Origin of the sequence: Devosia sp., from assembly GCF_014860165.1 — a bacterium.
GTDB lineage: Bacteria > Pseudomonadota > Alphaproteobacteria > Rhizobiales > Devosiaceae > Devosia.
This window is the reverse complement of record NZ_JACZKG010000051.1, coordinates 84,750-96,437: the sequence shown is the minus strand read 5'-3', so window position 1 is coordinate 96,437 and position 11,688 is coordinate 84,750. Positions and strand designations below refer to the sequence as shown.

At 65.5% G+C, this 11,688-nt stretch carries 11 protein-coding genes and 2 tRNA genes; 8 read left to right on the top strand and 5 right to left on the bottom strand.

The window, feature by feature from the left end; all coding sequences use genetic code 11:
• Positions 1-389, bottom strand: a 389-nt coding sequence (locus tag IH615_RS12690; RefSeq protein ID WP_291362236.1) for a DnaJ domain-containing protein, incomplete at its 3' end; no start/stop codon positions are given.
• A 108-nt stretch (positions 390-497) separates the two neighbouring features.
• Between IH615_RS12690 and pdxH the strand changes: the two genes are divergently transcribed.
• The 4 genes from pdxH (at position 498) to IH615_RS12670 (ending at position 4,612) form a co-directional block, all read left to right on the top strand.
• Positions 498-1,121 carry a pyridoxamine 5'-phosphate oxidase gene (pdxH, locus tag IH615_RS12685; protein ID WP_291362235.1) on the top strand — a complete coding sequence of 208 codons (624 nt, stop codon included), beginning with the start codon at positions 498-500 and terminating at the stop codon, positions 1,119-1,121.
• 236 nt (positions 1,122-1,357) lie between these two features.
• Entirely contained in the window at positions 1,358-2,569 is a 1,212-nt protein-coding gene (locus IH615_RS12680; protein ID WP_291362234.1) for a DUF898 family protein, read from the top strand.
• The gene (locus IH615_RS12675) at positions 2,569-3,720 is read left to right on the top strand and encodes a M48 family metallopeptidase (RefSeq protein WP_291362233.1); all 1,152 of its coding nucleotides are present in this window, start codon (positions 2,569-2,571) and stop codon (positions 3,718-3,720) included. The genes IH615_RS12680 and IH615_RS12675 overlap by 1 nt, the downstream gene beginning before the upstream one ends.
• A 76-nt stretch (positions 3,721-3,796) precedes the next feature.
• Positions 3,797-4,612: a DUF1499 domain-containing protein gene (locus IH615_RS12670; protein WP_291362232.1), complete on the top strand. Its 816-nt coding sequence runs from the start codon at positions 3,797-3,799 to the stop codon at positions 4,610-4,612.
• A gap of 90 nt (positions 4,613-4,702) precedes the next feature.
• On the opposite strand, the gene IH615_RS12665 is transcribed toward IH615_RS12670, so the two are convergent.
• Positions 4,703-5,653 carry an MBL fold metallo-hydrolase gene (locus IH615_RS12665; protein WP_291362231.1) on the bottom strand — a complete coding sequence of 317 codons (951 nt, stop codon included), beginning with the start codon at positions 5,651-5,653 and terminating at the stop codon, positions 4,703-4,705.
• 97 nt (positions 5,654-5,750) lie between these two features.
• Between IH615_RS12665 and IH615_RS12660 the strand changes: the two genes are divergently transcribed.
• Positions 5,751-6,362: a biotin transporter BioY gene (locus IH615_RS12660; protein ID WP_291362230.1), complete on the top strand. Its 612-nt coding sequence runs from the start codon at positions 5,751-5,753 to the stop codon at positions 6,360-6,362.
• A 70-nt stretch (positions 6,363-6,432) separates the two neighbouring features.
• Here IH615_RS12660 and IH615_RS12655 read toward each other — a convergent pair whose 3' ends face one another.
• Positions 6,433-6,867, bottom strand: a complete 435-nt coding sequence (locus IH615_RS12655) for a MarR family transcriptional regulator (RefSeq protein WP_291362229.1) — start codon at positions 6,865-6,867, stop codon at positions 6,433-6,435.
• Between the two features lie 271 nt (positions 6,868-7,138).
• Positions 7,139-7,215, bottom strand: a tRNA-Pro gene (locus IH615_RS12650).
• A gap of 180 nt (positions 7,216-7,395) precedes the next feature.
• Here IH615_RS12650 and IH615_RS12645 point away from each other — a divergent pair.
• A tRNA-Gln gene (locus IH615_RS12645) sits at positions 7,396-7,470 on the top strand.
• Between the two features lie 139 nt (positions 7,471-7,609).
• Here IH615_RS12645 and IH615_RS12640 read toward each other — a convergent pair.
• Positions 7,610-8,254: a TetR/AcrR family transcriptional regulator gene (locus IH615_RS12640; protein WP_291362228.1), complete on the bottom strand. Its 645-nt coding sequence runs from the start codon at positions 8,252-8,254 to the stop codon at positions 7,610-7,612.
• Positions 8,255-8,334: 80 nt separating this feature from the next.
• On the opposite strand from IH615_RS12640, the gene IH615_RS12635 reads away from it, so the two are divergent.
• Positions 8,335-9,078: an ABC transporter ATP-binding protein gene (locus IH615_RS12635; protein ID WP_291362227.1), complete on the top strand. Its 744-nt coding sequence runs from the start codon at positions 8,335-8,337 to the stop codon at positions 9,076-9,078.
• Complete coding sequence (locus IH615_RS12630; protein ID WP_291362226.1) at positions 9,075-11,474, top strand: ABC transporter permease; 2,400 nt, start codon at positions 9,075-9,077, stop codon at positions 11,472-11,474. Before IH615_RS12635 ends, IH615_RS12630 begins: the two co-directional genes overlap by 4 nt.
• The last annotated feature ends 214 nt before the right edge of the window (positions 11,475-11,688 follow it).

Below are 11,688 nucleotides of genomic sequence, written 5' to 3'. Positions count from 1 at the left end.
GCAGGGCCGCGGCCGCCCATGCCGCCGCGCGGCTGGCCGCCAAAGCCACTCATGAATTCCTTGAGGATATCCTCGGCCGAAAAACCGCCGGCACCGGCGCCAGCGCCGGGACGGCCGCCGCGTGAGGCGCCGCTGAAGCCGCCGGGATTGAAGCCGGCGAACTTGGGGTTACCCTCGGCGTCGATTTCGCCACGGTCGAACTGGCCGCGCTTGTCGGCATCGTTGAGCAGATCATAGGCATTGGTCGCCTCGGCAAACTTGCCGTGCGCCGATGGATCATCCGGGTTCTGGTCGGGGTGATACTTCTTGGCCAGCTTGCGATAGGCGGACTTGATGTCCTTCTCGCTCGCCGATCTTGGCACCCCAAGCACGGTATAGGGATCGCGCATTTGGTCCATTCAATGAGTCGGGCGTTGCTTCGCCCACGGTTGGAGTCCTATATGGCGACGGCACCCCGCCTTGTCCAGTTTCCCGCGACGAAGGGATGATAATCGAAAATGCTGCAGACCCTGACCGAGCGCCTGTTCGACGACAGCGATCGCACCGATCTGGACCCGTTCGCCGTGTTCGAGGAATGGTTCGCCCTGGCCACGGAGGCCGAGCCCAACGACCCCAATGCCATGGCGCTGGCGACAGTGGATGAGGATGGGCTGCCCGATGTCCGCGTCGTGCTGCTCAATGCGCGCGACGAACGCGGCTTCTGCTTCTTCACCAATTTCGAGAGCGACAAGGGCAGGCAGTTGCATGCCCATCCCAAGGCAGCCGCGGTCTGGCATTGGAAATCGCTGCGGCGGCAGGTGCGCATGCGCGGCCCGGTCGAGGTGGTGACGCCTGCTGAGGCCGATGCCTACTTCGCCCGCCGGCCGCTTGGCAGCCAAGTCGCTTCGACCGCCTCCCAGCAGTCGCGTCCGCTCGACAGCCGGCAGACCCTGCTGACCCAAGTGGCAGAACTAAGCGCGGCGGTGGGGGAGGGCCCCGCAATACGGCCGCCGCACTGGTCTGGCTTCCGGCTGATTCCATCCAGCATCGAATTCTGGAAAGACGGCGAATTCCGCCTGCATGATCGGGTGCGGTTCGATCGCGATGGCGACGGGTGGACGAGCACGCGGCTTTATCCTTAGGGGATACCCCCTCCCAACTTCCCCCTGATTGGGGGAGGAACTGATCGGGTTGGACACCGCACCCACCGCACGTCACCCTCGGCTTGCCCCGAGGGCCCTGTACTTGCCGGACGCTCCGCAAGTGAAGTGCCCTCGGGTCAAGCCCCAGGGTGACGATCGAGTGTGGACAGCGTCTCCCTACCTTTCCAATCCCCGCGACCTCGCATAGAACCGATTGAGGGCTTGGGGACCTGGTGATGAGTTCGGTGCAGGAGCAGCCGGTTCCGGTGGTGTTTACCGGCACGAGGTCGGAGCTGGCGGGCATGCTGCTGCGCGGCTATGGGCTGCTCATCCCCACAATCGGGCTCTATCGCTTCTGGCTGACCACATGGAAGCGGCGCTTCTACTGGGCCAATACCGAGATCGACGGCGATCCGCTGGAATATACCGGCAATGCGATCCAGCTGCTGCTCGGCTTCCTGATGGCGCTGGCGGTGTTCGTGCCGCTCTATGGGCTGTTCTTCTTTCTCTCCACCCAATCGTCGGAGGCGGCGATAGCGGGCTATTCCGGCGTGGCCGTGCTGCTATGGTTCCTCATGGGCTATGCCATCTATCGGGCACGCGACTTCCGGCTGTCGCGCACGCTGTGGCGCGGCATCCGCTGCGACCAGGGCGGCAGCGCCTGGGGCTATGCGTGGCGGCGCTTTTTCTGGTCGCTGCTGGTGCTGGTGACGGCGGGCCTGGCCTATCCGTTCATGGCGGCCAGCCTCTGGGCCTATCGCTATCGCCACAGCTGGTATGGCGACCGCCAGTTCGGCTTTGTCGGCAGCTGGAAGCAGCTCGCGAGGCCTTTCTACCTCACCTACTTGGTCGTGGTCGTCATCGGGGCGGTGGGGCTGGGCATGGGTTCGGCCATGGGCGGCTTGCCGGTGAGCGGTGCCACCCCGACCGTCGGGGGCGTCGTGGTGTTGCTCATTGCCGCGGGGCTGATCGGCCTGATGCTGCTCTACTACCGCTCGCGGGAAATCAGCCGCATGTTCTCCTCCGTGCGGCTGGGCGAGGCGGCGCTTCGCGTGACCGTGCGGGCCCGCAGCCTCCTCGGGCAATACCTGCTGTTCGGGCTGGCGCTGGCGGGCAGCTATATCGTGCTGGCGATTGGCGGGCTGATTGTGCTGGGCGTGGTGGCGAGCGGCGCCTTTGCCGGGGGGGCGTTCGACCCGCAGGTCTTCATGCAGGCCCTGCAAAGCAGCATCACCGTGCTGCTGGCCATCATTTTCGGCTACTTGCTGCTGCTTGGGGCCTTCAGCCTGATGGTGGAACTGTTCCTCGGGCTGGGCTTCTGGAGATTGGTGGCGCGCGGCGCGACTATTACCGGGCTTGATAGCCTCCGCACGGTCAAGGCGCGTGGCGAGGATACGGCGCTGGCCGGCGAAGGCCTGGCCGATGCGCTCAATGTCGGGGCCTATTGATGGGGATCGCAGGACGCTTCCATGATGGCCAGGTGGCCCAGGTGCATGTGGTGGGGCTCGAATACGAGCATGCCGGCGCCACCGGCACGCTGGTGATCCGCGACGAGGACGGGGTTGAACTGGGCCGCTGGCCCGCCACCGATCTCTATGCCCTGCATGGCCGTAAGGACGAGCTGCGGCTGGGTGCCAATGGGCAGCCGACCGGCGCACGCGTGGTGGTGCGGGGCCGCGTGGATGTGGCGCGGGTCCTGGCGACATTGCCGGTGCTGCATGCCAAGCGGCGCCAGCAGGCCGGTCGCGAAATTCGGCTGGCGGTGACCGCCACGGTGGCGCTGGCGGCGGTTATCGGCGCCTATCTCTATGGCGTGCCGCTGCTGGCAAGCCGCATCGTGGGCCTGGTGCCGCCCGCCTGGGAACAGAGCCTGGGCGAGACGGTGGCCAGGCAGATGGAAGCAAGCCTGGGCGACAGCGGCGGCCTAGAGGCCTGCGATCCCGATCCCGATAGCCTCGCCAACCGGGCCATTGCCCGCTTTGGCGCGGCGGTGCTGGAGGGATCGGGCTCGCCATTCGATCTCGATATCAAGGTGGTGAAGTCCGAAATTCCCAACGCCTTTGCGCTGCCCGGCGGCCAGGTCTTCTTCTTTTCGGCGCTGCTGGACCAGGCCGAAACCCAGGACGAATTCGCCGGCGTGCTCGCCCATGAAGTCGGTCACGTGGCGCATCGGCACGGCATGGAGCAACTCATTTCGACGGCGGGTACCGGCGCCCTGATCGGCTTCATCCTGGGCGACATGACCGGCATTTCGGTGGCGGCGGGCCTGGGCGCGACGATCATCGATGCGCGGTTTTCGCGCGATGCCGAGCGGCAGGCCGACGCCTTCGCGGCCCGGGCCGCCGAACGAATGGATTTCAACCCGGCCGGACTGGCGGACCTGATCAACCGCGTCGGGGCTGATGACGAGTTTGCCCGCGCCCTGGCCCTGCTCAGCACCCATCCGCTGACCGACGACCGAAAGGCGGCGCTGGAAATCCTCAGCCAGCAGCGGCCGACCGGGCTGGAGCCACCCTTCACGGCAACCGAATGGGCGGCGATCCGTTCAATGTGCGGCGAGCCGGTGGCCGGCACAACGCCCAAAACCAAGAGCAAATGATTGTGGCGCGGCAGAATCTTCAAATTCGCGCAATACCTTGCGGCTATCGTGCCAGCGGTGAAGTGACGGCGGTGCGGTGCGCATTCTGATCCGGACATCGCGATGGGCCATCTGGGCGCGCCGGCTTGGCAGCGTCTCCATTCCGCTCGTCGTCATTTCCGTGTTGCTGCATCGCTTCCGGCTGATCACGAGCGATCTGTTCCTGGTGGCGGCGGTCGCGGCGGGCCTCGTCGCCCTGCTTGCCGTGGCGACGGCGCTGATCGCGCTGGCACGGCTGTGGCAGACTGGCGACCGGGGCTGGGGCCTGGCGCTGGCCGGACTGCTCTTCGGCGTGCTGAGCCTGTCGCCCTATGCCTGGTATGGTGGCCTGGCGCTGACCAACCCTGTCGTGACCGACATTGCCACAACCGATCGCGGCCTCATGCCACTGGTCTTCGAGCCGGGCACGCAGGCCATGCCGCCGCCCAGGATGCTGTCGGCCGCAGAATTGGCCAGCACCTTCCCCAATGTCGAGACGCGCACCTATCCACTCGGCCTGGTGCCGACGTTTGGGCTGATACGGGCGATGGTGGACGATCAGGGCTGGGATATCAGGCTGTTGCGCGAGCCGGGCTCAGGCTCGGAACTCGGCCAGCTCAACGCCCAGATCATGACGCTGCCGGGCTGGCGCGAAGAAGTCGTCATCCGGGTAACGGGCAGCCTCACGATGTCGGTGGTCGATATGCGCTCGGCCTCGCTCAATGCGCTGCACGATTTCGGCTCCAACGGCTCGCGCATCGAGGACTTTCTGGCCGCACTCGACGATGCGGTGACGACGCTGCTGCGCGACAACCCCAACGCCAACCAACCCTTGGAGGCGGAGCCAGAAGAGGCGCCTGTTGGCACGGAGTAGGGCGGAGGCCCACCTCTCCCTTTGGGGGGGAGGTCGACCCTCTTGGGTCGGGTGGGCCTTCTCCACACACCAAGCCAGGAAGAAGCCCCCTCACCCGGCGCTGCGCGTCAACCTCTCCCCCAAAGGGAGAGGTGAAGAAGATATCCGCGTTCCGAACAATCCCCGCGACACCTTCAGCGCCCCCAGTCCCTCCAGATATTCGACATGGGCGGCCGTGGTCATGCGCGCGGCGAGGCGAACCGGCAGGGGCTGTGCCGGGTAGACCGCGGCAACGATGTCCCCGATGGTACGAGCGCCAGCCCGCACGGCCGATATGATCTGCTGGTTGCGCATCTGCCGATGCGCCTTGAGGGCGCTGGCGTAAGCTGGGCCATCGCTGATGGGGCCGCCATGGGCCGGCAGGTATTGGCGGCAGGGCAGGGCGATGACCTTGTCCAGCGAGGCGAGATAGTCCGCCATCGAGCCATCGGGCACCGAGACCAGCGTCGAATTCCACCCCATGACGTGATCGCCGCTGAGCAGGATATCGCCGGCGCTGAAGGCGAGATGATTGGCGCAATGGCCGGGCGTGGCATGGACGGTCAAGGACAGGTCGCCCGCCAGGATGGCCTCGCCATCGGTGAGGGTCCGATCGGGGACCAGGTCCCAGTCGCAGGATTTGCGGATGGGATTGCGTTCGAATCGGCGCAGCGGGCGCGACAGGCGGTGGGGGCCGCCGAACCAGAGCGGGGCGTCGAGGTCGCGCGCCAGCCTTGCGGCCGATGCGCTGTGATCGCGGTGGGTATGCGTCAGGATGATGGCATCGACCGGCCGGCCCCCGATCGCATCCACGAGGGCCGCCAGATGGATGGGGTCATCGGGCCCCGGATCGAGGACCGCAAGCCGTTCGCGGCCCAGCAGAAAGCTGTTGGTGCCGGTGAACGTATAGGCGCTGGCATTGGGCGCGGTGACGCGCGCAACGCCCGCCGCCACAGCTATGGCGCGGCCGGTCTGCGGGTCGAAGGCCCGCTCGAAGGACAGGGCGGGGGCGGCTGACGCCATTGCACTCACTTTGCCGAGAGACTAAACAAGTCGTGATTTGAACGACAGCGCGGCCCGGGAGGGGACGCCGGTTCAGCTTAAGCATGGAAGGTATGAAATGGCCGTGACTTTGACCACGCCCAATACGCTGCTCGGCGTATTCCAGCCCAAGGGCGACGCCGCGCGCCTTGCGTCCAATCTGGCAACCGTCGTGCTCGGCACGCTGCTCATCACCATCTGTGCCAAGATCAACGTGCCCGTCTGGCCGGTGCCGGTGACCCTGCAGAGCTTTGCCATCGCGGCGCTCGCGGCCGCCTTCGGCCTGCGCATTGGCGTGGCCACCGTGGCCCTCTACCTGCTCGAAGGCGCGTTTGGCCTGCCGGTATTCGCCACCGGCGGCGGCCTGGCCTATCTCGCGGGCCCGACCGGCGGCTTCCTCATCGGCTTCCTGCTGCTGGCTGCCATCGTCGGCTACGCAGCCGATCGCGGTGCCTCGGGCAAGCCCCTGACCCTGTTCGCCGCCATGCTGGTCGGCGACGCTGTCCTGTTTGTCCTCGGTTTTGCCTGGTTGGTGCTGATGGCCGGCCAGGCACAGTGGATCGATCAGGCCAATGTCGTGGCTTCGGCCTTCGCCAAGGCGATCCAGCCTTTCATCATCTGGGACATCCTCAAGATGGCCCTGGCTGCACTGACCGTGACCGGCGCCTGGAACCTTCTCTCCAAGCGCTGATCTGACAATGCCTGCAGAAGGCCGGCCCGGTGCCGGCCTTCTTTTTGACCATATATTGCTCATTGAGCAATTAACTGGGATTGGCGTGGCGCATCTCGGAAAGCCGGCCAAGGATCAGTTCGAGCGAGCGTGCAAAACACTCCCGCTCGCTCGCTCCCAGTTCGTTGATCACCGCTTCCACGGCCTGGGTCGGGTCCTGCTCGAGCATGGCCCGCCCGGCATCGGTCAGTTCCAGCAGCTCGGCCCGACCCTTGGGCTGCTCAGCCGTCTTGGCGAGGAGGCCCTTCTGCACCAGGGTGCGCACCGTCCGGCTGACCGGACCATTGGCAAGTCCCTGGAAGCGCGCCAGCTCGCTGGCGGTGCGCAGGCCGATGGGCGCCCGGGAGAAATAGCGCAGGGCCGCCCATTGCGCGGGAAACAGGTCCGCAGCATAGCCCCGCGAATGCAGCATCCGGGCCGTGAGTTCGAGCAGTTCAGCGAGCGCAGACGTCGATTCGGACAGCAAGGCCAACCTCGCAACAACGCTTCGGCCAGACGCCCAGCGTCCGGGCCGATTTCGACCATTCACGCCCCCTCATACAAACCCTTTTACACCACGAACAACGTCGCGTCACAGCATCGTTAAAATGTGACTTGATCACGGCACCAAATTGCAGCGTTCGATGTCGGTGTCACCTAGGGGCCGCCCGGTGGCGGAGCGCGGAGCGGTGTCGGCAACAGCCCGAGCCTCCGCGGGGCGAACAAAAAGCCCGACCTCGCAAGAGGCCGGGCTTGATTGGTCGGAGTAGAGTGATTCGAACACTCGACCCCCTGCTCCCGAAGCAGGTGCGCTACCAGGCTGCGCTATACTCCGTCAGAAAGGCGACACGGGTTTTGTGGGGCGAGAGCGCCGTTTCCGGCTGTCACCACCTGTCGCAATGGGCCGGGTTATAGCCGCGCTTGCCCTCGCGTTCAAGCGCCTAACGCAGGGTTTTTATGGGCATAGCGGCCGTGTTGCGAAGCCCTGCCAAACCGTGTAGGAACCGCGCCACGTTGGGGTGTCGCCAAGTGGTAAGGCACCGGTTTTTGGTACCGGCATTCCTAGGTTCGAATCCTAGCACCCCAGCCATTGCCCGTCGTCACCATACCGCCCACCTAAGAACGGTACGATTGCGCCATGAGTGCATCCCGCTGGCGCTCAAGAATTTCTCACCTCGATTAGTCAGTCAGCGGCAAGCTCGGTATGGGGGTGATGGTGGCCGTCTTCATCAGGCCTTGTCGTTCACCGAGAGCCCGTTCAGCGCCATCTGTCGGAAGCCGGCTTCAATGACCTCGGGCGGTTCCATGCCGCCTCGATCAAGCCACCACGTCAGAACCGACATATAGCCGCCGACAAGAAACTGCACTGTCAGTTCGTCATCGAGTGGCGCATTTGTCGATTTCGTTCCGGGCGCCAACTCAGACCGGACAATGTCACACAGGGCGTGGCGGATAAGGTCGAGTAGGATCGGTCCCGCCCTGCCGCGCATCAGAGCTCGATAGAGCACCCTTTGCTCTGCCAGGTGGGCCGTCATGAAGTGGCTGAAGCCCAGCATGCGATCTGTGCCAGTGCCGTCAATTCCGGCTGCCGCATGCTCCTGCATGAGCGCGGCGCGCAGGGTGCCAGCGGCGCTGCGCAGCAGATCGTCCTTGTCGGTGAAGTGCGCATAGAACGTGGATCGACCGACATTCGCGGCGGCGGCGATGTCGGCAACCGTGAGCTCGTCATAGCCCCGCTCGACCGTCAATCGCATGAGCGTCTCATGCAGGGTCTGGCGGGTGCGCCGGGCGCGTCGGTCGGTCAGCTCATCCGCGGCCAAGACGCGTGCGGACTTTTCCCGGTCAAATCCCGGCCAGTGTTCAGTATCGGACATAAGCAGCCCCGGCGTCGATTGCGTTTCAAGACAAGTGTTCAATATCACACGGATGTCTGATCGCCACGGAGTTTCATAACGTGCCCCCTACATCGCTTCTCAAACCGGCCGCGCGCACTGTTGCCGCTGCTCCCATTGTCAGCCTGCGGGCAATCGGCAAGACCTACGACACGCCGGCCGGCCCGTTCGCCGCGCTCGCGGGCATCGATCTCGACCTCAAGGCCGGTGCCTTCCTCGCGGTGGTTGGCAAATCAGGCAGCGGCAAGACGACCATGGCCAATCTGCTGACCGGCATCGACAGTGCCACCAGTGGCGAAATCCGCTTTGGCAACGTGCTGCTCAACGGCAAGTCGGAGGAGGAACTGACAGCCTGGCGCGGGCGCAATGTCGGCGTGGTGTTCCAGTTTTTCCAGCTGCTGCCGACGATGACGGTCATCGAAAATGTCATGTTGCCGATGGACTTCTGCAACGTCGGCCGCCCCCAGGACCGACGTCCGCGGGCTCTGGCCCTGCTCGAAAAGCTCGGCATTGCCGAACAGGCCGACAAGCTGCCTTCCGACCTGTCGGGCGGGCAACAGCAGCGCGCTGCCATTGCGCGCGCCCTCGCCAATGACCCGCCCTTGCTGGTGGCCGACGAGCCGACCGGGAACCTCGATTCCCGCACCACAACCGAAGTCATGGACCTGTTTCGGAGCCTGACCCATGAGGGGCGGACCGTCGTCATGGTCACCCACGAACGCGACCTGGCCACCTATTTCACCGATACGATCGAGCTGGCCGACGGCCGGATGGTCGCGCATACCGGTCAGGGAACTCGGACATGACCCTCGCCCCTCGCTGGCGCAAGCTTATCGGCGATTTTGGCGCCACCCGCGGCCGTATCGCCCTCATGCTTGCCGCACTCGCCATCGGCATGTTCGCCCTGACCACCATCTCGGGTGCCTATGCCATTCTGAGCCGCGAGATCGCGCGGAATTATCTCCAGACCAATCCGGCCTCGGCCCTCATCGATGTCGGTGAGGTGACGCCGGAAATCCTGGCGACCATCACCGCCGATCCCGACATTGCCGCGGCGGAGCCGGCCTCCATTGTCGTGGCGCGCGCAAGGGTCGGCGAGGAGGCCTGGCACCGCACCTTGCTGTTCATTGTCCCCGACTTCACCAGCTCGAGCATTGGCCTTACCTTTCCGGAAGCCGGGAGCTTTCCGCCTGCAGACGGCACGGTCCTGGTGGAACGGGAAGCCATGGGCTTTCTCGGGGCGGTCCTTGGCGAGCAAATCTCCATCCAGACCAGTGGCGGCACCACACTTGACCTGCCCGTCGCCGGTACCGTTCATGACCCCAGCCTGGCGCCCGCCTGGCAGGAGCAGACTGCCTATATCTATCTGTCGTCGCAGACGGCGGCGCAGCTCGGCCTGCCGCTAGCGCCCGAACTGGTCAAGGTGATCGTTCGCGATGCTGCCCTTGGGCAGGATCGGATCGATGGCGTCGTCAGTGGCGTCGCCAGCCGCCTCCGCGATCTCGGCGCCACCGTGCACCAGGTGCAGATTCCGCCGGTCAATCAGCATCCACACCAGAGCCAGATGAATGGCGTCCTGGGCATGTTCATGCTCTTTGCCATTCTGACGCTCATTCTCAGTGCTGTGCTGACCGCGGCCATGGTCTCGGCGCTGCTGGCGCAGCAGGTGCGCCAGATCGCCATTATGAAGGCGATCGGCGGTACCAGCCGGCAGGTCGGCGGGCTTTACCTGGTCGGCATTGCTATCGTGGCGGCATTGGCGCTCGCCATAGCCATTCCCCTGGGACTGTATGGGGCCGCAAGTTTTGCCGGGCTGATCGCGCAACTGCTCAACTTCGACATCGTCTCGCCGCTGGTGCCGGCCTGGCTCGTCATCGCCCTGATCGCCACCGGCCTGCTGCTGCCGCTGGGGTTCGTTGCGGTTCCCATCCGCAAGGCCACCCGCGCGACGGTGCGGGAGGCACTGGCCGACCAGGGCATCGCCGCCAACGCCCTGCGCAATGACCCGATCCAACGCCTGCTCGGCCGGTTTACCGGCATCGATCGGACGCTGTTGCTGGCATTGCGCAACGCCTTCCGCAAGCGCGGGCGACTGCTGCTCAATATCGGCCTGCTGGGCACGGCCGGCGCGATGTTCATCGCCGCGCTCAATGTCGAGGCGGCCTGGCAGGGGCAATTGGTGGCGGCCGCCAATAGCCGCGATTACGACATCGAGATCAGCCTGCTGCAGCCGGTATCGGCGATACGACTGTCCGAGGCGCTGGCCTCCGTGCCCAACATTGCCGACCTGCGTCCGACGGACCTGATCTCAGCGGCAGCCGGGCGCGAGGATGGGCTGATGCTGGTACGCACCTATCCCGATGGCGGCCACGGCAGCCTGTCGCTGCGACCACTCGGCAGCTTGCCGGCCGACCCGGTCTTCCTTGCTGGCCATGGCGAGGACGCGTCAGCGATCGTGCTGAACCAGCAGGCGTGGAACCTGCTCGGTCGCCCACCACTCGATGCGCCGCTGCTATTGGCCGTCGAGGGGCGGACCGTGGCGGCCACGCCCGGAGGCATTGCGCGACAGATCCTGACCCCGGCAACTGTATTCGTTCCGCCCGAGCTGTTCGCCGATCTGGCTGACCATGGCGGTGGAGCCACCGCCATTCGCCTGGATCTCGCCGACGATGACGATGCGCGTGTTGCCGAGACTGCAAGTCAGACATCTGCAGCCCTGACCCAGGCCGGCATCGCCGTGGAACAGCTGACCACCGAGGCCACGCTGGCGGCGGCGCAATCGGGCCATGTCGCCATCCTCATCATCGCGCTCAAGGCCATGGCACTACTGATGGCGGCGGTCGGCAGCATTGGCCTTGCCGCATCCCAGGGCTCAAGCGTGGTCGAACGCACCCGCGAGTTCGGCATCATGCGGACCATTGGCGCCAGCGGCGGCGCGCTGATGCGCAACATCCTGGCGGAGGGGCTAATGATTGCCTTCCTGAGCCTGCCCCTGGCGCTGCTGGTCGGCGTGCCGCTCGGCTACAGCATCGGGCGACTGGTTGGGACCCTGTCCTTCGGACTGCCGTTGCCGCTGACCGTGTCCCTCGAGGCAATCGCCACCTGGGCCCTTATCCTGGCTGTCGGCTCGGTCCTCGCCAGCCTGACGCCCGCCCGGCAGGCCGCTCGCCTCACCATCCGCCAAACCCTCGCCTACAACTAGGAACCCCAAATGACCCGTCGTACCGTCCTCACCGCCCTCGTCGTGCTGATCGCCATCGGCCTTGTTGGCTATGCAGCCCACAGTTTCGATCTCGTGGGGTTCGCCAGATCCATGCATGGGGGATAGCCAAATGCGCCGCATCGACCCGAAGTCGATGCGGCGCGCCGACGCAGCCACGACAGGCGAGGCAAAGAGCAAGGCGACGACTGCAGCC

Coding starts and splice junctions, on each gene's coding strand:
- IH615_RS12630 (WP_291362226.1), top strand. CDS start 9,075: ATGACCCTCGCCCCTCGCTGGCGCAAGCTTATCGGCGATTTTGGCGCC.
- IH615_RS12640 (WP_291362228.1), bottom strand. CDS start 8,254: ATGTCCGATACTGAACACTGGCCGGGATTTGACCGGGAAAAGTCCGCA.
- IH615_RS12680 (WP_291362234.1), top strand. CDS start 1,358: ATGAGTTCGGTGCAGGAGCAGCCGGTTCCGGTGGTGTTTACCGGCACG.
- IH615_RS12675 (WP_291362233.1), top strand. CDS start 2,569: ATGGGGATCGCAGGACGCTTCCATGATGGCCAGGTGGCCCAGGTGCAT.
- IH615_RS12665 (WP_291362231.1), bottom strand. CDS start 5,653: ATGGCGTCAGCCGCCCCCGCCCTGTCCTTCGAGCGGGCCTTCGACCCG.
- pdxH (WP_291362235.1), top strand. CDS start 498: ATGCTGCAGACCCTGACCGAGCGCCTGTTCGACGACAGCGATCGCACC.
- IH615_RS12660 (WP_291362230.1), top strand. CDS start 5,751: ATGGCCGTGACTTTGACCACGCCCAATACGCTGCTCGGCGTATTCCAG.